The 21,513-nt window shown below is 64.8% G+C and carries 21 protein-coding genes; 16 read left to right on the top strand and 5 right to left on the bottom strand.

Annotation, left to right across the window (positions count from 1 at the left end; all coding sequences use genetic code 11):
• The 5 genes from ACEN88_RS06055 to ACEN88_RS06075 all read left to right on the top strand — a co-directional run.
• On the top strand, window positions 1-596 hold a 596-nt coding region (locus ACEN88_RS06055; protein WP_413337915.1), incomplete at its 5' end, for an SPOR domain-containing protein.
• Between the two features lie 13 nt (window positions 597-609).
• Window positions 610-1,098 (top strand): CvpA family protein, encoded by a 489-nt coding sequence (locus ACEN88_RS06060; protein WP_056136726.1) that lies wholly within the window; start codon window positions 610-612, stop codon window positions 1,096-1,098.
• Window positions 1,099-1,138: 40 nt separating this feature from the next.
• Window positions 1,139-2,662 carry an amidophosphoribosyltransferase gene (purF, locus tag ACEN88_RS06065; RefSeq protein WP_413337917.1) on the top strand — a complete coding sequence of 508 codons (1,524 nt, stop codon included), beginning with the start codon at window positions 1,139-1,141 and terminating at the stop codon, window positions 2,660-2,662.
• A 70-nt stretch (window positions 2,663-2,732) separates the two neighbouring features.
• On the top strand, window positions 2,733-3,974 hold the full coding sequence (locus ACEN88_RS06070; RefSeq protein WP_413337919.1) for a cystathionine gamma-synthase family protein: 1,242 nt from the start codon (window positions 2,733-2,735) through the stop codon (window positions 3,972-3,974).
• 64 nt (window positions 3,975-4,038) lie between these two features.
• Window positions 4,039-4,836: a sel1 repeat family protein gene (locus tag ACEN88_RS06075; protein ID WP_413337921.1), complete on the top strand. Its 798-nt coding sequence runs from the start codon at window positions 4,039-4,041 to the stop codon at window positions 4,834-4,836.
• Between the two features lie 3 nt (window positions 4,837-4,839).
• Here the strand turns inward: ACEN88_RS06075 and ACEN88_RS06080 are convergent, their stop codons facing one another.
• Window positions 4,840-5,073 (bottom strand): hypothetical protein, encoded by a 234-nt coding sequence (locus tag ACEN88_RS06080; RefSeq protein ID WP_413337922.1) that lies wholly within the window; start codon window positions 5,071-5,073, stop codon window positions 4,840-4,842.
• A 159-nt stretch (window positions 5,074-5,232) separates the two neighbouring features.
• Between ACEN88_RS06080 and ACEN88_RS06085 the strand changes: the two genes are divergently transcribed.
• A complete protein-coding gene (locus ACEN88_RS06085; protein WP_413337924.1) occupies window positions 5,233-5,868 on the top strand; it encodes an SAM-dependent methyltransferase in 636 nt (211 codons plus the stop codon).
• 55 nt (window positions 5,869-5,923) lie between these two features.
• On the opposite strand, the gene lexA is transcribed toward ACEN88_RS06085, so the two are convergent.
• Window positions 5,924-6,589, bottom strand: coding sequence for a transcriptional repressor LexA (gene lexA, locus ACEN88_RS06090; RefSeq protein ID WP_413337925.1), 666 nt, complete (start codon window positions 6,587-6,589; stop codon window positions 5,924-5,926).
• 289 nt (window positions 6,590-6,878) lie between these two features.
• Between lexA and rpsF the strand changes: the two genes are divergently transcribed.
• From rpsF to ACEN88_RS06130, 8 genes are all read left to right on the top strand, one after another.
• Entirely contained in the window at window positions 6,879-7,262 is a 384-nt protein-coding gene (rpsF, locus tag ACEN88_RS06095; protein WP_105378247.1) for a 30S ribosomal protein S6, read from the top strand.
• 25 nt (window positions 7,263-7,287) lie between these two features.
• On the top strand, window positions 7,288-7,578 hold the full coding sequence (priB, locus tag ACEN88_RS06100; RefSeq protein WP_413337928.1) for a primosomal replication protein N: 291 nt from the start codon (window positions 7,288-7,290) through the stop codon (window positions 7,576-7,578).
• Window positions 7,579-7,618: 40 nt separating this feature from the next.
• Window positions 7,619-7,909 (top strand): 30S ribosomal protein S18, encoded by a 291-nt coding sequence (gene rpsR, locus ACEN88_RS06105; RefSeq protein WP_020656854.1) that lies wholly within the window; start codon window positions 7,619-7,621, stop codon window positions 7,907-7,909.
• Between the two features lie 46 nt (window positions 7,910-7,955).
• Complete coding sequence (gene rplI / locus ACEN88_RS06110; protein ID WP_056136742.1) at window positions 7,956-8,408, top strand: 50S ribosomal protein L9; 453 nt, start codon at window positions 7,956-7,958, stop codon at window positions 8,406-8,408.
• Between the two features lie 110 nt (window positions 8,409-8,518).
• A complete protein-coding gene (locus tag ACEN88_RS06115) occupies window positions 8,519-9,904 on the top strand; it encodes a replicative DNA helicase (protein ID WP_413337931.1) in 1,386 nt (461 codons plus the stop codon).
• Window positions 9,905-9,980: 76 nt separating this feature from the next.
• Complete coding sequence (locus ACEN88_RS06120; protein WP_056136743.1) at window positions 9,981-10,607, top strand: DUF47 domain-containing protein; 627 nt, start codon at window positions 9,981-9,983, stop codon at window positions 10,605-10,607.
• A 22-nt stretch (window positions 10,608-10,629) separates the two neighbouring features.
• The gene (locus tag ACEN88_RS06125) at window positions 10,630-11,640 is read left to right on the top strand and encodes an inorganic phosphate transporter (protein ID WP_413337933.1); all 1,011 of its coding nucleotides are present in this window, start codon (window positions 10,630-10,632) and stop codon (window positions 11,638-11,640) included.
• 435 nt (window positions 11,641-12,075) lie between these two features.
• Window positions 12,076-15,168, top strand: coding sequence for an alpha-1,6-glucosidase domain-containing protein (locus ACEN88_RS06130; RefSeq protein ID WP_413337935.1), 3,093 nt, complete (start codon window positions 12,076-12,078; stop codon window positions 15,166-15,168).
• 64 nt (window positions 15,169-15,232) lie between these two features.
• Here ACEN88_RS06130 and ACEN88_RS06135 read toward each other — a convergent pair whose 3' ends face one another.
• The 3 genes from ACEN88_RS06135 to ACEN88_RS06145 are packed head-to-tail and all read right to left on the bottom strand — an operon-like array spanning window position 15,233 to window position 18,801.
• On the bottom strand, window positions 15,233-15,481 hold the full coding sequence (locus tag ACEN88_RS06135) for a hypothetical protein (RefSeq protein ID WP_036232992.1): 249 nt from the start codon (window positions 15,479-15,481) through the stop codon (window positions 15,233-15,235).
• A gap of 36 nt (window positions 15,482-15,517) precedes the next feature.
• Entirely contained in the window at window positions 15,518-17,899 is a 2,382-nt protein-coding gene (locus tag ACEN88_RS06140) for an ATPase, T2SS/T4P/T4SS family (protein WP_413337937.1), read from the bottom strand.
• Window positions 17,899-18,801 (bottom strand): MBL fold metallo-hydrolase, encoded by a 903-nt coding sequence (locus tag ACEN88_RS06145; protein WP_413337939.1) that lies wholly within the window; start codon window positions 18,799-18,801, stop codon window positions 17,899-17,901. Before ACEN88_RS06145 ends, ACEN88_RS06140 begins: the two co-directional genes overlap by 1 nt.
• Window positions 18,802-19,012: 211 nt before the next feature.
• On the opposite strand from ACEN88_RS06145, the gene ACEN88_RS06150 reads away from it, so the two are divergent.
• Complete coding sequence (locus tag ACEN88_RS06150; RefSeq protein ID WP_413337941.1) at window positions 19,013-20,632, top strand: GAF and HD-GYP domain-containing protein; 1,620 nt, start codon at window positions 19,013-19,015, stop codon at window positions 20,630-20,632.
• Window positions 20,629-21,513: CHASE2 domain-containing protein (locus ACEN88_RS06155; protein ID WP_413337943.1), on the top strand; the 885-nt coding region annotated here is incomplete at its 3' end. The genes ACEN88_RS06150 and ACEN88_RS06155, both read left to right, overlap by 4 nt.

The following is a 21,513-nucleotide window of genomic DNA, read 5'->3' on the forward strand; positions in this document are numbered from 1 at the left end:
CCCCGAAGGCCCCGGCTGCCGTCGCCGCCGCCAAGCCGGAGAGCGTCGCAACGCAGCCGCCGGCCGTGATCGCGCCGAAGCCTGAACCGAAGGTCGAGCACAAGCCCGAACACAAGGAAACGCCCACGGCCGAGCACAAGGATGCAAAGGCCGAAGCGCGCCTCGCCGAGAAGGAAAAGGCCGAACGCGCGAAGGCCGAGCACGAGCGGGCCGAGCACGAGAAGGCGGAGCGTCTCGCGCGTGAAGCCCGCGACAAGGCCAAAGCCAAAGCCGAGGAAAAACCCGTGAAGCCGAAGGACGACGCGGCGCGCGCCATGGCCATCCTGGAAGGCAAGGCGGCGGAGAAAGAGAAGTCGGCCGAGGCCTCGTCGCAGCGCTTCGTGCTGCAGGTGGCCGCGCTGTCGAGCCAGGAAAAGGCGGCGGAAGTGCAGGCGAAGCTGCGCGAAGCGGGCATCTCGTCGTACACGCAGAAGACGTCCACCCCTTCCGGCGAACTGATCCGAGTACGTGTCGGCCCCCTGAACAAGGAAGACGCCGAGAAAGTACGCGCCAAGCTGGGCCGCCTGGGCTTGTCCGGCGCCATGACCCCGGTCTGATTCGGTTGAAGCCGTGACGATTTTCGACTACGTGGTGTTGTTCATCCTGATCTCGTCGGTCGTCATCAGCACCATGCGCGGCCTGGTGAAGGAAATCCTGTCGCTGGTCGGCTGGGTGGCGGCCTTCATCGTGGCCAACGCCTTCGGCGCGAAACTGGCACCCATGCTACCATCCGTGATTCCGGGCGAAGCCTTGCGGCTGATCGTTGCCTTCATCGCACTGTTCCTCGGCGTGCGCGTGCTGATGGGCCTGCTGGCCCTCGCGATCAGCGCCCTGATCGAGGCCTCCGGACTGTCCCTGGCCGACCGCGGCCTCGGCGGCCTGTTCGGATTGGGCCGGGGTATTGTGATCGTGCTGGCCGGCGTCATATTGTGCGGGATGACATCCATCCCCCAACAGGCTTTCTGGAAGGACGCGCTTTTCTCGCCCATGGCGGAAACCGGAGCGCGCACAGTCAAACCTTTCTTGCCCGCTGCCTTCGCGCAGCACGTGCAGTTTTGAAACACCCTTTTGTCTAGCTGTCCAAGTTTAGGAGCACACCATGTGTGGCATCGTCGGCGTCGTCTCGCAAGCCCCCGTCAACCAGCTGTTATATGATGCTTTGCTGCTGTTGCAGCATCGCGGTCAGGATGCAGCGGGGATTGCAACCAATCACAGCAGCATGTTCTCGATGTACAAGGCCAATGGCCTCGTGCGTGACGTCTTCCGCACGCGTAACATGCGTTCGCTGCAAGGCAATTCCGGCATCGGCCACTGCCGCTACCCGACCGCCGGTTCGTCCAGCGAAGAGGAAGCGCAGCCGTTCTACGTGAATGCCCCGTTCGGCATCACCCTGGCGCACAACGGCAACCTCACGAACCAGGAACAGCTGAAGGAAGAACTGTTCCGCATCGACCGCCGCCACGTCAACACGAACTCGGACTCGGAAGTCCTGCTGAACGTGCTGGCCCACGAGATCGCCACCGCGGCCGACGGCTACTCGCTCGATCCGGACGCCGTGTTCAAGGCCGTCGCGCACGTGCACCGCCGCGTGCGCGGCGCGTACGCCGTCATCGCCCAGATCGCCGGCCACGGCCTGCTCGCGTTCCGCGATCCGTTCGGCATCCGTCCGCTGTGCCTCGGCATCAACGAGACGGAGAACGGCCCCGAATACCTCGTCGCCAGCGAATCCGTCGCGCTGGAAGGCCTGGGCTTCCGCTTCGTGCGCGACATCGCGCCGGGCGAAGCCGTCTGGGTCGACGCCGAGCGCCAGCTGCACACGCGCCAGTGCGCCGAGAATCCGTCGCTGAACCCGTGCGCGTTCGAATACGTCTACCTGGCCCGTCCGGACTCCGTGATCGACGGCGCGTCCGTGTACGCGACCCGCCTGCGCATGGGCGAATACCTGGCCGAGAAGATCCGCAAGGAGATCCCGGTCGAAGAGATCGACGTCGTGATGCCGATTCCCGATTCGTCGCGTCCGGCCGCGATCCAGCTCGCGCTGAAGCTGGGCGTCGAATACCGCGAAGGCTTCATCAAGAACCGCTACGTCGGCCGCACGTTCATCATGCCGGGCCAGGCGATGCGCAAGAAGTCGGTGCGCCAGAAGCTGAACGCGATCCCGTCCGAATTCAAGGACAAGAACGTGCTGCTGGTCGACGACTCCATCGTGCGCGGCACGACGAGCCGCGAGATCGTGCAGATGGCCCGCGAATCGGGCGCCCGCAAGGTGTTCTTCGCGTCCGCCGCGCCGCCGGTCCTGTACCCGAACGTGTACGGCATCGACATGCCGACGCGCGACGAACTGATCGCCCACGGCCGCACCGTCGAGGAAGTGTGCCGCGAGATCACGGCCGACCGCCTCGTCTACCAGGACCTCGATGCGCTGAAGAAGTCGATCTCCGACGTCAACCCGGCCCTGACGAACGTGGAAGCGTCGTGCTTCGACGGCGTCTACGTCACGGGCGACGTCACGCCGGCCTACCTCGACCAGCTGGAGCACGCGCGCCACAAGTCGTCCGGTAAGTCGTCGGAAGACATCGTGCGCACGCAATTGAACCTGAACCCGCCCGTCGCGGCCGAATAAATCGTATTCAACCGGGCATGGGGATGCCGTAGGGTGGGCAGCCCGTGCCCACCAAACGTAAAAATCCACCATGAGCGACAAGCCATCCTACGGTTTCACCACCACCATCCTGCACAACGATCGCAGGAAGTCGATCGAACACAACTCGCTGCACAAGCCGATCCACACGTCGGTCGCGTTCGGCTACACGGATGCGCGCCAGCTCGCGTCCGTCTTCCAGGGCAAGGAACCGGGCTTCCGCTATGGCCGCCAGGGCAACCCGACCGTCAGCGCGCTGGAAGACAAGATCAGCAAGATGGAAGACGGCGTCGCGTCGCTGTGCTTCGGCACCGGCATGGCCGCCATCGGCGCGCTCGCGCAGGCGCTGCTGCGCGCGGGCGACCACGTCGTGTCGTCCTCGTTCTTGTTCGGGAATACCAACAGCCTGTGGAACACGGTGGCCGCGCAGGGCACGGAAGTATCGTTCGTCGATGCGACCGACGTCGCGAACGTGGAAGCCGCGCTGAAGCCGAACACGCGCCTCGTGTTCGTCGAGACGATCGCCAACCCGCGCACGCAGATCGCTGACCTGGCCCGCATCGGTGAGCTGTGCCGCGCGCGCGGCATCCTGTACGTCGTCGACAACACGATGACGACGCCCTACCTGTTCCGTCCGAAGGCGGTCGGCGCGGGCCTCGTCGTGAACGCGCTGACGAAGTCGATCGGCGGCCACGGCATGGCGCTGGGCGGCGCGCTGACGGACACCGGCGTGTTCGACTGGAGCGCCTATCCGAATATCGCCGACAACTTCCGCCGCCAGCCGTCCGCCGCGCAGGGCATGGCCCAGCTGCGCGCGAAAGCGCTGCGCGACTTCGGCGCATCGCTGGGGCCGGAAGCGGCTCACCACATCGCGGTCGGCGCCGAAACGCTCGCGCTGCGCATGGAGCGCACGTGCGCGAACGCGCTGGCATTGGCACGCATGCTCGAGGCCGATGATCGCGTCGCCGCCGTCCACTATCCCGGCCTGGAATCGCATCCGCAGCACAAGCTGGCGTCCGAACAGTTCCGTGCGTACGGCTCGCTGTTCAGCTTCGAGCTGAAGGACGGCATCGACTGCTTCGATTACCTGAACCGCCTGAAGGTCGCGATTCCCGCATCGAACCTGGGCGACACGCGCACGCTCGTCATCCCGGTCGCGCACACGATCTTCTTCGAGATGGGCGCCGAGCGCCGCGCCAGCATGGGCATCGCGGAATCGCTGATCCGCGTGTCGGTGGGTATCGAAGACACGGCCGACCTGCTGGCCGATTTCGGCGCCGCATTGAACGGTTGAGCGGGCGGGGCGCTGCGGTTATGATCGTCCTGTTCCCCATCTTGATTCATAGACTGCACGCCCCATGAAGACTGCCCTGTTTTGCGCCGCACTGCTGTGCGGTGGTGTCGCGTTCGCCGCCGAGCCCGGCGCCAAATCACCCGCGAAAGGTGCTGCCGCGAAGCCGGCCGCCGTCGCATCGTCCGCCAACGCTGCCGCCGAGCTTGCCGAAGCGGACGCTTTGTTCGCGAAGAAATCGTATCCGGAAGCGCTGGCGAAATACACGAAGCTGGCAAACGCCGGCAACGTGATGGCCCAGCAGCACCTGGGCGAAATGTATTTCTACGGCGAGGCGGGCGGCGTCGCCATGGACAAGGCCGCGCAATGGTTCCAGAAGGCGGCCGCGAAGGGCAATGCCGTCGCCATCGCGTCGCTCGAGTTGATGAAGCAGCGCGAGGCGCGCCGTGCCGACCTCGACTACTGGATCGCGAAATACGACGGCTCCGACCTGCGCACGAACGATTACCGTTGCCCGGCGCCGCGCTTCCCGGTCATGTCCAAGGTCAACGAGGAAATCGATTATTACAGCGGCAAGATGAAGGACTGGGAAGCGTGCCATAACCGCTGGGTGAAGCAGCTGAACGCCTCCCTGCCGCTGGCGAAACGCATCCCGGAAGACATCGCGAAGCTGATGACGAAGGATGAGACGGAGAAGGCGAACGCGCACCTGAAGGAAGTCGGCGATCGGCTGGCGGAAGATACCAAGGTGGCCGGCCGGATGGTCGTGGCGGACTTCGACGCCTGGCGCGCGGGCACCGAGGCTTATGTCAAGGAACACAACGAGATGGTCAAGAACGCGCCGCCGCCGGATAACGACAAGTGATGTCTAGCCGCGGCATGTGGAATAGCCGCGGTTCGGCAGGCCGTGGCTGGACTTCTCCCGGAAGAACACGCCTTGCTCGCCTTTCGCGGTCGTGCGCTCGCCCTGGCAGAGCGCCGTGGCGTTGCCCGGACCCGTCGGCGCTCGTTCGGCGCATGCGGCGCGCCATGTGACCAGCGGTTCCAGGCCGTCCAGGCTGATGGCGGCCAGGCAGCGCGTCGGAACAGTCCTGGAAAACATGGTAAGGATCTGATGTCAGGTTGCGTGGCAGTGTAGGGGAGCCTTGTCGAAGCTGCAACTCTATCGCCGTTGTTTGCAACTAATCGACATGAGGCGTACGCATAACCCGGGCGATAACGCCTTGCTGTATCATGCGGCTCCTGAAAACGAAGCCTGCATATGCTCATCATTACCATCAAACAGGGCAAGGAAAAAAGCCTGCTGTCCGGCGATCCATGGATTTATTTGTCCGCCATCGAGAAGGTCGAGGGACGGCCCCAGGAGCGCGGCAAACCCGGCGTCACTGCAATCGTGCAGTCGTCGGCACGCCAGTTTCTGGCGCGCGCAGCCTATAACGCCAAGTCGCAGATCGCGGCCCGCGTCTGGACGCTGCGCGAGGACGAGCCGGTCGATCACGCCATGATGAAACGGCGCGTGCAGGCCGCGGTCGCGCGGCGCGCCGTCGCCGTGCGCAACGCCGATCCGCAAGCCCTGACCCTGGTGATCGACGGCGAAAAAGACGGCCTGCCGGGGCTGCTGGTGCACAGCTATGGCGGGACCGGCGGTTACCTGGTGTGCCAGTTCAACGCTGCCGGTGTCGACGCGTGGAAAGTGACCATCGTGCAGGCCCTGCTCGCGACCACGGGTTGTCCCAACGTATTCGAACGCAGCGACGAGCTGTTGCGCAAAGGGGAGGGACTACCTGTCATCTGGCGCGCCCTGGCCGGCGACGAGCCGCCGCAGCGCCTGATGGTGCGTGACGGCAGTCGGCTGCTGCCGACCGATATCCGTACCGGTTTCGTCTATCCGCGCTGAGCGCAGGATAAAACGACGAGGCCCGCATGACGCGGGCCTGTGTGCAGGTGGGAGGTTAGTGCCAGGACCGCAGCAGTCCGACCGCCAGGCCTTCCAGTGCGAACTCGTCGGTCCGCGGATCGACGGTAATCACGGAAAAGTCCGGATTCTCCGGCAACAGTTCGATCGTGGAACCGGTCTTGCGGTAGCGCTTGACCGTCACTTCGTCGCCGATGCGGGCGACGACGATCTGGCCATTCTTCGCGTTGTCGACCTTCTTGACGGCGAGGAAGTCGCCGTCGCAGATGCCGGCGTCGCGCATCGACCAGCCCTTGACCTTCAACAGGAAGTCGGGCTTGCTCGAGAACATGGCCGGGTCGACCGAATAGGTCGCTTCGACGTGTTCCTGGGCGAGGATGGGCGAACCCGCCGCGACGCGGCCGACGAGCGGCAGCGACATCAGGTTCGGCGGAATCGGCGGCACGAAGGCAGGCACCGCGGCCGCAGCGGCGGCCTTGGATTCGACGGACTGGCCGACGAGGCGGATACCGCGTGAGGTACCCGGGGAAATTTCGATCGCGCCTTTACGGGCCAGGGCCTGCAGGTGCTCCTCGGCGGCATTGGCCGAGCGGAAGCCAAGCTCCTGGGCGATTTCGGCGCGGGTCGGCGGGAAGCCGGTGTTGTCGATGGCTTCCTTGATCAGGTTGAGTATCTGTTCTTGCCGTGCGGTGAGCTTAAGCATGTTCGTCTTCGTTGGTACGGGGTCAGACTGTATTTTTGTACAGTATTGCGCCACGCGCAAGGGGATTTCAAGTTTTTTTTGCGCTGCGGTACGCAGCGCACGTCCATAACTATTTGCGGTGCGGCACGCAGCGCATGTCCACAACCTTTTTGCGGTGCGGCACGCAGCGCACGTGCACAGTCCCATTGAGCACTTGGCGGTTTTGCTGTTATAATGTTGGGCTTTCCCTTCCCACACTCGTCTTGACGCCGAGGTGGGCATTTGTTTAAACGTCCTTAAGGAGTGTTTCATGCGTCATTATGAAATCGTGTTTATCGTCCACCCGGACCAGAGCGAGCAGGTCCCGGCGATGATCGAACGCTACAAGACTACGGTCACCTCGCGCGGCGGCAACATCCACCGCGTCGAAGATTGGGGCCGTCGTCAAATGGCTTACCAGATCCAGAAGCTGCCGAAGGCACACTACATCTGCCTGAACATCGAGTGCGACAACGAGACCCTGGTCGAGCTGGAAACCGCATTCAAATTCAATGATGCCGTGCTGCGTCACCTGACCGTGAAGATGAAGAAAGCTGAAACCGCACCGTCGCCGATGATGAAGTCGGTTCAGCGCGAAGACGCAGCCAAGAGCCACCGCGCCGAGCAGGCCGCCGCTCCGGCCGCCGCAGCCTAAATCTCGCGGGAGCACCGAGTAGTAAGTGAACGAGCTGTCCCTGGTCGCAAGCATCCTGGAGCGCGACGTCCTGCGCTACACCCCGGCCGGCATCCCCATCGTGGGCGGCATCCTGCAACACGGATCGACGCAGACGGAGGCGAGGATGGACAGGCAGGTCGAATTCGAGATTTCCGCGGTTGCCGCGGGCGAGATTTCGGGACGATTTGCCAACGCCGAGTTGGGTGCGATGTACCGCTTCACGGGATTCTTGGCCAGGAAAAGCCGTCACAGCAAAAGCTTGGTGTTTCACATCATTGATTTCAGTGCCGCATAAGTTTGCGGGCACGTTTATAGATAGATACAGGAGCCTCAAAATGGCATTCGGTAAAAAGTTCGACAAAAACAAAGCTAAGCTCAAAGAGAAGCGCAAACAGCAGAACCCGCTGTTCAAGCGCAAGAAATTCTGCCGCTTCACCGCTGCAGGCGTGGAACAGGTTGACTACAAAGACGTCGACACCCTGAAGGATTTCGTCCAGGAAAACGGCAAGATCATGCCGGCACGCCTGACCGGCACCAAGGCTCACTACCAGCGTCAAGTGGACACCGCCATCAAGCGCGCCCGTTACCTGGCTCTGCTGCCGTACACCGACCTGCACAACGCTTAATCGTCGGTTACGACATCGAAGCATAGTCAGATTACTGGAGAATAAAATGCAAGTTATCCTGCTGGAAAAAGTCGTCAACGTCGGCAACCTGGGCGACGTCGTCAAGGTCAAGGATGGTTACGCCCGTAACTTCCTGATCCCGCAAAAAATGGCCCGTCGTGCAACGCAAGCTGCCGTGGCTGAATTCGAAGTCAAGCGCGCCGAACTGGAAAAAGCAGCTGCCGAGAAACTGGCTGCCGCTCAAGGCCAGGGCGACAAGCTGAACGGCATGACCGTCACCATCGCCCAGAAAGCCGGCGTCGACGGCCGTCTGTTCGGTTCCGTGACCAACTTCGACATCGCTGAAGCCCTGACCAAGCAAGGTTTCGCCGTCGAAAAGGCACAAGTGCGCATGCCGACCGGTCCGCTGAAGACCACCGGCGAGCACCCGGTGTCGGTCGCTCTGCACACCGACGTCGTGGTGGAAATCACCATCGCTGTCGTGGGCGAAGCCGCCTAAGATACATTCTGTTGTCAGAATGAGAAAAGCCGGGGCCACCCCGGCTTTTTTGTTTTTGGAAACTCACCAATGATTTCAGCGCCTGATCGGGAACGGGTATAATGCCGGCCATGAACACCTCAGCAGACCCGCAGATCGAGTCGCTCCGCATCCCCCCGCATTCCATCGAAGCAGAACAGTCCGTCATTGGCGGCCTGCTGCGCGATAACGCGGCGTGGGACCGCATTGCCGACTTCATGCATGCGGAGGATTTTTACCGCTACGACCACCGGATCATCTTCGAACAGATGGTCCGCCTGATCAATGCCGGCAAGCCTGCCGACGTGATCACCGTGTACGAGGCGCTCGTCCAGCTCGGCAAGGCCGAGGACGTCGGCGGCCTCCAGTACCTGAATGCAATGGCGCAGAACACGCCATCCGCCGCCAACATCCGCCGTTATGCCGAGATCGTCCGCGATCGCGGCGTGTTGCGTCAGTTGATCACCGTCGCCGACGAGGTGTCCGGCAAGGCATTCAATCCGCAAGGCGCCGAGGTCAAGCAGATCCTCGACGAGGCGGAATCGCGCATCTTCGCGATCGCCGAGCAGGGCGCCCGCGGCGCCCAGGGCTGGCTGCCCGTCCAGCCGCTGCTGACCCAGGTGGTCGAGCGCGTGGACGAGCTGTACAGCCGCGACAACCAGGGCGAGATCACCGGCGTCCCGACGGGCTTCACCGATCTCGACAAGATGACGTCCGGCCTGCAGCCGGGCGACCTCGTCATCGTCGCCGGCCGTCCGTCGATGGGCAAGACCGCGTTCTCCGTCAACATCGGCGAAAGCGTGGCCGTCGATGCCGGCCTGCCGGTCGCGATCTTCTCGATGGAGATGGGCGGCGTGCAGCTGGCGATGCGTATGCTCGGCTCCATCGGCCAGCTCGACCAGCACCGCCTGCGTACCGGCAAGCTGCTGGACGAGGACTGGCCGCGCCTAACGCACGCGATCCAGAAGATGAACGATGCGCAGATCTTCATCGACGAGACGCCGGCGCTGAACCCGATCGAGATGCGCGCCCGCGCGCGCCGCCTGGCCCGCCAGTGCGGCAAGCTGGGCCTGATCATCGTCGACTACCTGCAGCTGATGCAGGGTTCCAAGCCGGGCGACAACCGCGCGTCCGAAATCTCGGAGATCTCGCGTAGCCTGAAGGGCCTGGCGAAGGAACTGGGATGCCCGGTGATCGCACTGTCCCAGCTGAACCGCTCGCTGGAACAACGTCCGAACAAGCGTCCCGTGATGTCCGACCTGCGCGAATCGGGCGCTATCGAACAGGATGCGGACGTGATCATCTTCCTGTATCGTGACGAAGTTTACAACCCGGACTCACCCGACAAAGGTACCGCCGAAATCATTATCGGCAAACAGCGTAACGGCCCGATCGGCGCCATTCGCGTGACCTGGATGGGCATGTACACCAAGTTCGGCAATTACACCGGCAACCTGAGTGTTTATCAGGGCGATTAAGCCGGGAGCAGTCAACGATCGCGGCATCGCCGCGACTTTCAAAGAAGTCCCAAGAGATTTACCCAACGGAGAACCTATGTTTGGACGCCTGATGCCCACGGAGGGCAAATTTTTCGACCTGTTCAACCAGCACGCCGCGTTGTGCGTGAAGGGTGCACAAGAGATGGTCGGCCTGATGACCAACTTCGACGACCTGGAAAACCGCACGCACGCCGTGGAGAGCATCGAAAAACAGGCGGACAAGGTCACGTACCAATGCGTGGACCTGCTGCACAAGACGTTCATCACGCCGCTCGACCGTGACGACATCCACAAGCTGATCACCCGCATGGACGATATCCTCGACATGATGGAGGACGCCGCCCAGACCATCTCGCTGTACGACCTGCACGCCGTCACGCCGGAAGCGAAGCGCCTGGCCGAGCTGTGCCTGGCATGCTGCGAAAAGGTCCAGCAGGCCGTCGGCATGCTGCACAACATGGACAACGCCCAGAAGATGGTCGCCATCTGCGAAGAGATCGACCGCCTGGAATCGGACGCCGACCACGTTATGCGTGCCGCCATGTCCAAGCTGTTCCGCGACGAGCCGGATGTGCGCAACCTGATCAAGATGAAGGCCATCTACGAAATCCTCGAGACCGTGACCGACCGCTGCGAAGACGTTGCCAACATCATCGAAGGCATCATCGTCGAGAACGCGTAACGACCGGAACAACAAGAACAACATGAACTCTCTTCATATCAGCATTTATGTGCTGGGCCTGCTCGTCTTTTTAGCGCTGGTCTTCGACTTCATGAACGGCTTCCACGATGCCGCCAACGCGATCGCGACGGTGGTGTCGACGGGCGTGCTGCGTCCGCAGACGGCCGTCGCGATGTCCGCGATGTTCAACTTCGTCGCCATCTTCACCGTCGGCCTGCACGTGGCGTCGACGGTGGGCAAGGGCACCGTCGACCCGCACATCGTCGACCACTACGTCGTGTTCGGAGCGCTCGTCGGCGCCATCATCTGGAACATCATCACGTGGTACTACGGCATCCCGTCCTCGTCCTCGCACGCCCTGATCGGCGGCCTGGTGGGCGCGGCCGTCGCCAAGAGCGGCACCGGCGCGCTGGTCGGCGGCGGCCTGCTCAAGACCGTGCAATGGATCATCCTGTCGCCGCTGCTGGGCTTCATCCTCGGTTCGCTCGTGATGCTGGCCGTGTCGTGGATCTTCGTGCGCACCCCGCCGCGCAAGGTCGACACGTGGTTCCGCCGCCTGCAGCTGTTCTCGGCCGCGGCCTACAGCCTGGGCCACGGCGGCAACGACGCGCAGAAGACCATCGGCATCATCTGGATGCTGCTGATCGTGGCCGGCGTCTCCAATGCCGGCGACGCCGCGCCCCCACTGTGGGTGATCATCTCCTGCTATACGGCGATCTCGCTCGGCACGCTGTTCGGCGGCTGGCGCATCGTGCGCACGATGGGCCAGAAGATCACCAAGCTCAAGCCGGTCGGCGGCTTCTGCGCGGAATCGGGCGGCGCCATCACGCTGTTCCTCGCCAGTGCGATCGGCGTGCCGGTGTCGACGACGCACACCATCACGGGCGCCATCGTCGGTGTCGGCTCGGCGCAGAAGGCGTCGGCCGTGCGCTGGGGCGTGGCCGGCAACATCGTATGGGCCTGGGTCTTCACCATCCCCGCGTCGGCGTTCATGGCGGCGATCGCGTGGTGGATCGGCACCCACATCCTGTAAGCGCACCGCGCCGTCATCGACAAGCAGCCTCCGGGCTGCTTTTTTATTTCCCAAAACCGCAGTCAATCCGCAGCTTTAGGAAATTGCCCAAATTCGGGGTCAGAGCACATTTTCCCGCAGATTCGGGGTCAGAGCACTTTTTCAAAAGATGCGCAGAAGCGACGCTGCTGCGATCACTGACCACGTTGGTCGTCGTTGTGTGCCCGCAGCGCACTCGAAATTTCTTGCAGTTTCTTCCCTCAAAAAGGGCTCTGACCCCGAATTTGGTTTCTGACCCCGAATTTGGTTTTTGCGCCACATTTCGGTGTTTCCTTTTCATTTTTGCTAACGTAAGTAGTAATATTACAGACGATCGTCGGCCAGCGTTGCCGTCCTGGCCACGCCCGCCGGTCAGAATAAGAATGAAGAGGGGACAATATGATATTGAGAAGTAGTTTGACTTCATGGTTGGGGCTCGCCGCAGCCGCCTGCGCCAGCCTGCTGCTGGCCGGTTGCGGCGCCGGCGATTCCGGCCAGCAGGCCACCCAGTCCGGCACCCGGCTGCTGGCGGCCAGCACCGCCGCCACACCCGTCGCGCCGGGCAGCATTCGTATGCACTTCCACCGCGTCCAGAACGATACGGCCCAGTGGGGCGTATATTCGTGGGATGGTCCGCAGCATCCGAGTTCGGCGTGGATCAGCGACCGCTTCATGTTCACCGGTACCGACGGTTTTGGCGGCTACGTGGATATTCCGCTGGCCGCGGGCAAGAGCGCGATCTGGTTCCTCGTCACCGACGGCAACGGCAGCAAGAATTGCGGCGCCGACCAGCACGCCGACCTGGCTGCCGACGTCGCCACGAAAGGCCAGGAAGTCTGGATGCTGGAAGGCGACTGCACCGTGTACGCGACCCAGCCCGCGCTCAGCTTCGGCGATCTCGCCTTCGCCAACGCCCAGTGGCTCACCAGCACGACGCTGGCCTGGCCGGGCGTGCCCACCGGCGGCAGCTACAAACTGTTCCATGCCGCGAACGGCGGCCTGGCGCCGACCCAGGGCGGTGACGTGGGCCTGACGGGCGCCGAACGCGCCTTCGACCTCACCGTGTCCGCGCTGCCGGACGCCATTCGCCAGAAATATCCGCACCTGGCCGGCGCGACCGGCCTGCGCCTGAAGGACGCCGATGCGGCCAGGGTCGCATCGCTGGTCAGCGGCCAGTTCGCCATCGCCCAGTACGACGGCGCCGGCAACCTCGTGCAGGTGACGTCGCTGCAGACGGCCGGCCTGCTGGACGATCTGTACGCGGCGCAGGCGGCGCAGGCCCAGCTGGGCGTGACGTTCGACCGCAGCGGCCGCGCGACGTTCCGCGTGTGGGCGCCGACGGCGAAATCCGTCGCGCTGAACCTGTACGCGAGCGCGAACGCGGCGACTGCGACGACCGTCCCGATGACGCGCGACGCGGCCAGCGGCGTGTGGAGCACCACGTCGAACGACCCGACGCTCGCCAACCGCGCCTATTACACGTACACGGTACAGGTGCTGTCGCGCTGGGCCGACAACAAGATCGTGACGAACACCGTGACCGATCCGTATTCGCTGAGCCTCTCCGCGAACAGCGCGCGCAGCTTCGTCGCGAACCTCGACAGCCCGCAACTGAAGCCGGCCGGCTGGGACGACCAGCGCATCCCGAAACTCGATGCGCCCACCGACATCGCGCTGTACGAGCTGCACATCCGCGACTTCTCGGCGTCCGACGCCACCGTGCCGGCCGCCCACCGCGGCAAATACCTGGCCTTCACGGACAGCGACGCCAACGGCATGCGCCACCTGAAATCGCTGCAGAAGGCGGGCATGACGCACGTGCACCTGATGCCGAGTTTCGACATCGCCAGCGTCAACGAAAAGGGCTGCGTCACCCCGGCCATTCCGAATGCAGGCGCGGATTCGACCGCGCAGCAGGCCGCGGTGGCCGCCGTGGCGGACGCGGACTGCTTCAACTGGGGCTACGACCCGGTCCACTACAATGCGCCGGAAGGCAGCTATGCGACGGATGCCGACGACGGCGCCGTGCGCGTGCGCGAGTTCCGCGCGATGGTGCAGGCGCTGCACGAGACCGGCCTGCGCGTGACGATGGACGTCGTGTACAACCACACGAGCCAGTCGCAGCAAGGCCCGCTGTCGGTCCTCGACCGCATCGTGCCGACCTATTACTACCGCCTCGCCAACGACGGCCGCATCCTGAACGACAGCTGCTGCGCCGACACCGCGCAGGAAAACGCCATGATGGGCAAGCTGATCATCGATTCCGTGTCGCTGTGGGCGCGCCAGTACAAGGTCGACAGCTTCCGCTTCGACATCATGGGCCTGTCGCCGCTGGATCTCATCAAGCGCCTGCAGGTCAGCGTCAACCAGGCCGCGGGCCGCGACATCTACCTGTACGGCGAAGCGTGGAACTTCGGCGCCGTCGGCAACGACGCCCGTTTCGTGCAGGCGCGCCAGGCCAATATGGCGGGCACCGGCATCGGCTCGTTCAACGACCGCATGCGCGACACCGTGCGCGGCGGCGGCTGCTGCGACGGCGGCCAGGCACTGGTCAAGGAGCAGGGCTTCATCAACGGCGTCTACACGGACCCGAACGCACTGTCGACGCAGACCCGCGACGATGCGCTGCGCCTCGCGGACCTCGTGCGCGTCGCGCTGTCCGGCACGTTGCGCGACTACCGCTTCACGGACCGCTTCGGCAACGAGCGCACGAACGCGCAGATCGATTACTTCGGCCAGCAGGCCGGCTTCGCGGCGAGTCCGGCCGAGACGATCAACTACATCGAGGCGCACGACAACCAGACGCTGTTCGACATCAACGCGTTCCGCCTGCCGCAATCGACGCCGCTGTCCGACCGCGTGCGCGTGCAGACCCTCGGCGCCGCGATCAACGTGCTGGCGCAGGGTATTCCGTTCTTCCACGCCGGCCAGGAAATCCTGCGCTCGAAATCGCTCGACCGCGACAGCTACAACGCGGGCGACTGGTTCAATAAGCTGGATTACAGCTACGCATCCAACAACTTCGGCGTCGGCCTGCCGATGGCGGGGCAGAACCAGGACAACTGGTCGCTGATGGCGCCGGTGCTCGCCAACCCGCTGATCAAGCCGGACACGCGCGCGATCCTCGCCGCGAAGAACGCGTTCGAAGACTTCCTCGCGATCCGCGCGGACAGCACGCTGTTCCGCCTGCGCACGGCGCAGGACGTGATCGACCGCCTGAAGTTCTACAACGTGGGACCGAACCAGGTGCCGGGCCTCGTCGCGCTGAGCATCGACGGTACGCGCTATCCGGGCGCCCAGTACAAGGCGGTCGTCGTCGTGTTCAACGTCGACAAGATCCCGAAGACGATCGCGATCCCGGAACTGAAGGGCCGCAAGCTGCAGCTGCACCGCATCCAGCGCAACGGCAGCGACGACATGGTGAAGGCGTCGTACTTCGAGCGCAACAGCGGCATCTTCGCGATCCCGGCGCGCACGGCGGCCGTGTTCGTACAGAACGCGAACGACTGATCGGGGTGTAATGAAAAGGGCCGGGGATGCGATCTCCGGCCCTTTTGCCATGGCGTGCCGCGGCTCAGGGCTTGCCGGCTGCCCAGTTGTTGGTGCCGCTGCCGTTGGTGCGGTCGTTCTCGAGCGCCTGCTTGTCGACGATCGTCAGGTTGTCCGTGCGGCTCGGCGCCTTGCGCGGGATGAGGGTTCCGGTCGGCGTGTAGCTCGAATCGAGGTAGGTGTTGCCACCTTGCGTCGGTTTGGCGCCGTCGGCGGCGCAGCCGGACAGCAGGATGGCGGTGGCCGCCAGGATCGGCGGAACGATGCGATTCATCACGTTACTCTCCTGTGGTGAGTTGCGGTTGGCAGGTCATTTGATGCAGACGGCACGCACCATCTTGATGTCGGTGACGCCGCCCAGGATCTTCTCGATGCCGTCCATTTTCAGGGTCAGCATCCCGTCCTCCAGCGCGGCCGCGAGCAGGTCGGCCACGCGCGCGTGCTCGGTCAGCAGGCGCTTGATTCGCTCGCTGCCCAGCATCAGTTCATGCAGGCCGACGCGCCCGCGGTATCCCTTGTTGCACTCGGCGCAGCCCACGGCGCGGTACAACGTGAAACGTCCCGTGGCGTCGCCGTGGCGCTGGCGCCAGCCGGCCAGTACGGCCGCGCGCGCGGCCTGCGGGTCCGTCTTGTACGAGGCCTGGCCGCGCAGCTCTTCGCAGTACTCGTCGAGCAGCGTCTCCACCTCGGCGTCGTCCGGGCGGTAGGGCTGGCGGCACGCGGTGCACAGGCGGCGCGCCAGGCGCTGCGCCAGGATGCCCAGCAGGGCGTCGGCAAAATTGAATGGGTCCATGCCCATGTCGAGCAGGCGCACGACCGATTCCGGCGCGCTGTTCGTGTGCAGGGTCGAGAACACGAGGTGGCCCGTCAGCGAGGCTTCGATGCCCGTGCTGACGGTCTCGCGGTCGCGCATCTCGCCGACCATGATCACGTCCGGATCGGCGCGCAGGAAAGCGCGCATGACGGTGGCGAAGTCGAGGCCCGTCTTGCGGTTGACCTGCACCTGGCGCAGGCCCTTCTGGGTGATCTCGACCGGGTCCTCGGCCGTCCAGATCTTGGTCTCCGGCGTGTTCAGGTGCGCGAGGATCGAGTGCAGGGTCGTCGTCTTGCCCGAGCCGGTCGGCCCGCACACGAAGAACAGGCCGTATGGCTTGGCGACGGCGGCCTTCAGGCGCGCCAGGTTGTGCGGCCGGATGCCCAGGCTGTCGAGCGGGATCGGTTCGCCGGCCTGCAGGATGCGCATCACGACGTCCTCGACGCCGCCGCTGGACGGGATCGTCGCCACACGCAGCTCGATGTCGAGCGGGCCGTACTTGCGGAAGCGGATCTTGCCGTCCTGCGGCTTGCGCCGCTCGGAGATGTCGAGGTCGCACATGATTTTTACGCGCGCGATGAGGGCGTTGCGGTAGCTGGACGGGATCTCGATGTACGGCACCAGTACGCCGTCCTTGCGGAAGCGGATGCCCGTCTTGCCGCGGCCCGGCTGCGGCTCGATGTGGATGTCGGACGCGCCCTGGCGGTGCGCGTCGACGATGATCCGGTTCAGCAGCTTCACCAGTTCGTTCTCGACGGCGGCCGAGACTTCGGTGCTGCCGCCCTCCGTCTCCTCGTCCGGATCGCCGTCCTCGTCCAGGTGCGACAGCAGTTCGCCCACGCTCGTGTCGTCGGCCACCGCGCCGCCGAAGAACTGGGCCACGGTCTGGCGCAGGTCGTGGCGGGTCGTCACGCGCCACGCGATGCGCGCGCGGCCGAACACCTGCGCGGCGATGTGGCTGGCCGCCACGCGTTCCGGGTCCAGCGCCATCAGCACGAGGCCGTCGGGGCCATCTTCCAGCGGCAGCCAGCCGTGTTCGAGCGCGTATTGCGGCTTCAGGTTGCGCAGCAGCTCGACGGGTTTTACACGCTCGGCGCGGAACGGTTCGTAGGGCAGGCCGCAGTATGCCGCCAACGCCTCGCCGATCTGGGCCGGCTTCAGGTGGAAGTCGGACAACAGCACGTCCTCGATGTCGGCATCGCGCTCGCGCGCGAGGCGCGTGGCCAGTTCCAGTTCCTGCACGGCGAGGACCGCGCGCGTGACGAGGGCATCGTAGCGGCCGCGCGGCAGCGGGGCGCGCAGGCGCTGGCTGAACGCGACGGCCAGGGTGTCGCACAACTGCTTCACGCCGTCCAGGCACAACTGGGGGAACGGGCCGCCGGCGCGGTGGTTGATGAACTGGATGACGCCGAGCAGCGCGCCGCCTGCGTCGATCAGCGGCGCCGCCAGCATCTCGCGCGTGCGGTAGCCCGTGCGCTGGTCGACGCCGCGCTGGAAGCGCAGCGTGGGAGCCAGGCGCCGCAGTTCGGCGTCGTCGTAGACGTCGGCGATGTTGACGGTCGCGCGCGCCAGCGCCGCGAAGCCGGCGATGGAGCCGGGGCCGATCGGCAGCTGCAGGTGGCGGATTTCGGACAAGCCGGTCTTGACCTTGGCGACGAGGGCGTCCTGCGCCGGCGTGACGGCGTACAGGGTAAAGCGGTCGGCATCGAACAGGTCGCAGAAATCCTGGCCCAGGTCGAGCATGATCTGGTCCAGGTTGGCGGTGGCGTGGATCCGCGTGGTGATCGCCTGCAGGCGGCGCTGGAAGTCCAGGCGCCGCGCCGTGTCGTCGGGCGCGCGCCGGTCTCCCTTGCGCTGTTCCACGAAGTCGTCGCTCATCAGAGTTCCACTTCCAGGCCTTCGTAAGCGAGCGTCACGGCGAGGCCGTTCAACCGGTCGCGCCAGCGCGCGACGGCCTGCGCGAACACGGTTTCCAGATCGTCGTCCGAGCGGGTCGGCTCGTGGTGGGTGCAGTACAGGCTGCGCGCGCCGACCTTCAGCGCCAGCGCGATGGCGCCGTCGAACGTGCCGTGGCCCCAGCCCTGCTTGGCGGGATATTCCTCGAGCGTGTACGAGCAGTCGGCGACGAGCGCGTCGACCCCTTCCATCGCGTGTTCGATCTCGCGCTCGCGCCGCTCGATCTCGCGCTGGGCCGCGTCGTAGTCCGCGCTGGCGGGGGCGTGCGGATTGAAGAACGGTTCGTGGTCGCCCGTGAAGAACATGGCGCGGCCGTTGCATTCGACGCGGTAGCCCAGGTTCGTCACGGGGTGGTTCATCACGACGTTGTGCACGACCATGTCGCCCACGGCGTGCGGCACGCCGGTGTCCAGGGTCCGGTAGTCGATGGTGGCGTCCATCCGCTCCTCGCTGACGGGGAAGTAGCTGTTCTGCAGCTGCACGCCCATCACATGCTCGATGCCCTGGCCGGTGACGGGATCGTGGGCGCCGTGCAGGCAGACCCGCGTGCCCTTCACGAACAGCGGCGTGAAGAAGGGCAGGCCGTGGATGTGGTCCCAATGGCTGTGCGTGATGAAGATGTTGGCGCGTACGGGCACGCCGTCTTCCGCGCGCCGGCGCATCAGGTCCTGGGCGAGCGCGTAGATCCCCGTGCCGGCGTCCAGCACCACGAGGGTGCCGTCGTCGCCGCGCACCTCGATGCACGTGGTGTTGCCGCCGTAGCGCACGGTACGCGGCCCGGGGGCCGGGATCGATCCGCGTACTCCCCAGAATCTGAATTTCATTAGGACTCCCCTTGCTGTGCAGCCTCGTCGTCTGCTCTGTTTTTTTGTCGCGGCCAGGCCAGCACCGTTGCAATATAGGTCAGATCATAACGTTTATTTGTAACTGGTTATCTGGAATTTGCAATTATGCATCGGTTGGTGTACAGCAGGGCGTAATGACGTTACACTGTGGTAGAATTTCACAGCGGCAATTAATGTGGCGATACATCACATGCAAGAGCTCACCCCGGCCAATATCGTAGAGCGCCTCGACCTGCTCACGGAGGTCAGCGTCGCCCTCGGCGACGGCCATGACATCGGCACCTTCCTCGACCGCATCCTGAAGGTCGCCAAGAGCATGACGCATGCGGACGGCGGCACGCTGTACCGCCCGAGCAGCGACGAGCGCAGCCTGTGCTTCCACATCTTGCTGAACGACACGCTGGAGATGTACCAGGGCGGTGCCAGCGGTGTGTCGATCGACCTGCCGCCGATTCCCCTGTACGACCAGCACGGCAACAAGAACCTCGCGTCGGTGGCGGCCTATGCGGCCAACTTCCACCAGTCCGTGAACATCGCCGACGTGTACAAGGCCGACGTCTTCAACTTCTCGGGCATGCGTTCGTTCGACCAGACGTTCGGCTACCGGTCCAAGTCGATCCTGACGGTGCCGATGACGAACCACGAGGGCGAACTGCTCGGCGTGCTCCAGCTGATCAACGCGAAGGACCGGGACACCGGCGAGATCGGCGCGTTCTCCGATACCGACCAGCGCTTCATCGAGGCGCTGGCGGCGCAGGCGGCCGTCGCGCTCACGAACCAGCAGCTCGTCGTGCAGATGGAGCAGCTGCTGGAAGCCCTCGTCAACCTGATCAACATCGGCATCGACGAAAAATCGCCGTACACGGGCCGCCATTGCCAGTTCGTGCCGGAGCTGACGATGATGCTGGCCGAGGCCGTCCACGAGACGCCCCTCGGGCCGATGGCGTCGTTCCGCATGAGCGACCGCGACCGCCGCGAACTGTGGCTGGCCGGCCTGCTGCACGACTGCGGCAAGATCACGACGCCGGTCCACGTCGTCGACAAGGCGACGAAGCTGGAGACGATCTTCGACCGCATCCACATGATCGATACGCGCTTCGAGGTGCTGCTGCGCGACGCCGAGATCCGCGCGCTGAAGGAGCAATGCCAGCCCGAGGCGAACCGCCCCGCGATCGCCGACCGCCTCGCGTCCGACCAGGCGCGCCTGCGCGCGGACCGCGACTTCCTGCGCCAGGCGAACATCGGCGGTGAAGGGATGTCGCCCGACGACCAGGAGCGCGTGCGCCGCATCGCCGCATACCGGTGGACGGGAACGGACGGCCAGGAACGCGACTTCCTCGACGAGGACGAGGTACGCAACCTGACCGTGCGCTTTGGTACACTCAACGACGATGAACGCAAGATCATCAACAACCACATCGTCGTGACCATCCGCATGCTCGAATCCCTGCCCTGGCCGAAGCACCTCAAGAACGTCCCGGAATACGCCGGCGGCCACCACGAGCGCATGGACGGCAAGGGTTATCCGCGCGGCCTCACGCGCGAGCAGATGTCCGTGCAGGCGCGCGTGATGGCCATCGCCGACATCTTCGAGGCCCTGACGGCGCGCGACCGCCCGTACAAGAAGGGCAAGTCCCTGTCCGAATCGCTCCACATCCTGGGCAAGTTCGCCCTCAACGGCCACATCGACCCGGACCTGTTCGACATCTTCGTGCGCCAGAAGGTGTACCTGAAATTCGCGCGCAAGAACCTGGATGCGTCGCAGATCGATCACGTCGACGAGGCGGCGATCCCGGGCTATACGCCGTGAAGCTGTTGCGCCGCTACGGCGCGCGCTGGGCGCTCGGGCTGGCGCTCACGCTGGCCGCGCTGGCGTACGTGATGGGCATCTGGAGCAGCCACGCGATCGCGCGCCAGGACACCATCATCGGCGATTTGCGCATGCGCCTGGAGGCGCCGGTGCTCGATCCGCGCATCGTCATCGTCGACATCGACACGAAAAGCCTGGGCGAGGTCGGGCGCTTTCCCTGGAGCCGCAACGTGCTGGCGAAGCTGGTCGACCAGCTGGCCGGCCGGTATGGCGCCGCCGCGATCGGCTTTGACATCTCCTTTCCCGAGCCGGACACGAGTTCCGGCTATGCGGTGTTGGACCGCCTGGCGGCGCACGAGCTGAAGGACGTTCCCGCGCTGCGCGCGCAACTGGCGCAGCTGCAGCCGGCGCTCGATTACGACGGCCTGTTCGCCAAGGCGCTGCAGGGGCGGCCCGTAGTGCTGGGCTATAACCTGGCCGAGGTGAAGCGGGGCGCGCTCCCGGCGCCCGCGTTCACGGCGGCCGACCTGCAGGGGCGCGAACTGGTCGCCTACGCCGCCGACGGTTACGAGGCCAACCTGGCGCGCCTGCAGGCGGCCGCGCGCGGCGCCGGCAGCTTCACCGTGATCTCCGACGACGACGGCATGGTGCGATCCAGTTCGCTGATGCAGCAGATCGGCGAGGGCTACTACCCGTCGCTGGCGCTGGCGACGGCCGCCGTGTACCTGGATGCCGGCAAGATGACGCCGGACTTCGGCAAGTACGATGCGGACAGCGGCGCCGCCGACGCCATCCGCGTGGTGGGAACGCGCGGCAAGCGCCGCATCCCGGTCGGCCTGGGCCTGCTCACGGCCGTGCAGTTCCGCGGCACGGGCGTGAGC

Origin of the sequence: Massilia sp. CT11-108, assembly GCF_047302915.1 — a bacterium.
GTDB classification, from domain to species: Bacteria; Pseudomonadota; Gammaproteobacteria; order Burkholderiales; family Burkholderiaceae_D; genus Telluria; species Telluria orientalis.

What these genes read in the sequence shown, in the direction of transcription:
- ACEN88_RS06150 (WP_413337941.1), top strand. Translation starts at nt 19,013, where the DNA reads ATGCAAGAGCTCACCCCGGCCAATATCGTAGAGCGCCTCGACCTGCTC.
- ACEN88_RS06075 (WP_413337921.1), top strand. Translation starts at nt 4,039, where the DNA reads ATGAAGACTGCCCTGTTTTGCGCCGCACTGCTGTGCGGTGGTGTCGCG.
- lexA (WP_413337925.1), bottom strand. Translation starts at nt 6,589, where the DNA reads ATGCTTAAGCTCACCGCACGGCAAGAACAGATACTCAACCTGATCAAG.
- rplI (WP_056136742.1), top strand. Translation starts at nt 7,956, where the DNA reads ATGCAAGTTATCCTGCTGGAAAAAGTCGTCAACGTCGGCAACCTGGGC.
- rpsF (WP_105378247.1), top strand. Translation starts at nt 6,879, where the DNA reads ATGCGTCATTATGAAATCGTGTTTATCGTCCACCCGGACCAGAGCGAG.
- rpsR (WP_020656854.1), top strand. Translation starts at nt 7,619, where the DNA reads ATGGCATTCGGTAAAAAGTTCGACAAAAACAAAGCTAAGCTCAAAGAG.
- ACEN88_RS06085 (WP_413337924.1), top strand. Translation starts at nt 5,233, where the DNA reads ATGCTCATCATTACCATCAAACAGGGCAAGGAAAAAAGCCTGCTGTCC.
- ACEN88_RS06115 (WP_413337931.1), top strand. Translation starts at nt 8,519, where the DNA reads ATGAACACCTCAGCAGACCCGCAGATCGAGTCGCTCCGCATCCCCCCG.
- ACEN88_RS06120 (WP_056136743.1), top strand. Translation starts at nt 9,981, where the DNA reads ATGTTTGGACGCCTGATGCCCACGGAGGGCAAATTTTTCGACCTGTTC.
- ACEN88_RS06080 (WP_413337922.1), bottom strand. Translation starts at nt 5,073, where the DNA reads ATGTTTTCCAGGACTGTTCCGACGCGCTGCCTGGCCGCCATCAGCCTG.
- ACEN88_RS06125 (WP_413337933.1), top strand. Translation starts at nt 10,630, where the DNA reads ATGAACTCTCTTCATATCAGCATTTATGTGCTGGGCCTGCTCGTCTTT.
- purF (WP_413337917.1), top strand. Translation starts at nt 1,139, where the DNA reads ATGTGTGGCATCGTCGGCGTCGTCTCGCAAGCCCCCGTCAACCAGCTG.
- ACEN88_RS06140 (WP_413337937.1), bottom strand. Translation starts at nt 17,899, where the DNA reads ATGAGCGACGACTTCGTGGAACAGCGCAAGGGAGACCGGCGCGCGCCC.
- ACEN88_RS06135 (WP_036232992.1), bottom strand. Translation starts at nt 15,481, where the DNA reads ATGAATCGCATCGTTCCGCCGATCCTGGCGGCCACCGCCATCCTGCTG.
- ACEN88_RS06070 (WP_413337919.1), top strand. Translation starts at nt 2,733, where the DNA reads ATGAGCGACAAGCCATCCTACGGTTTCACCACCACCATCCTGCACAAC.
- ACEN88_RS06145 (WP_413337939.1), bottom strand. Translation starts at nt 18,801, where the DNA reads ATGAAATTCAGATTCTGGGGAGTACGCGGATCGATCCCGGCCCCCGGG.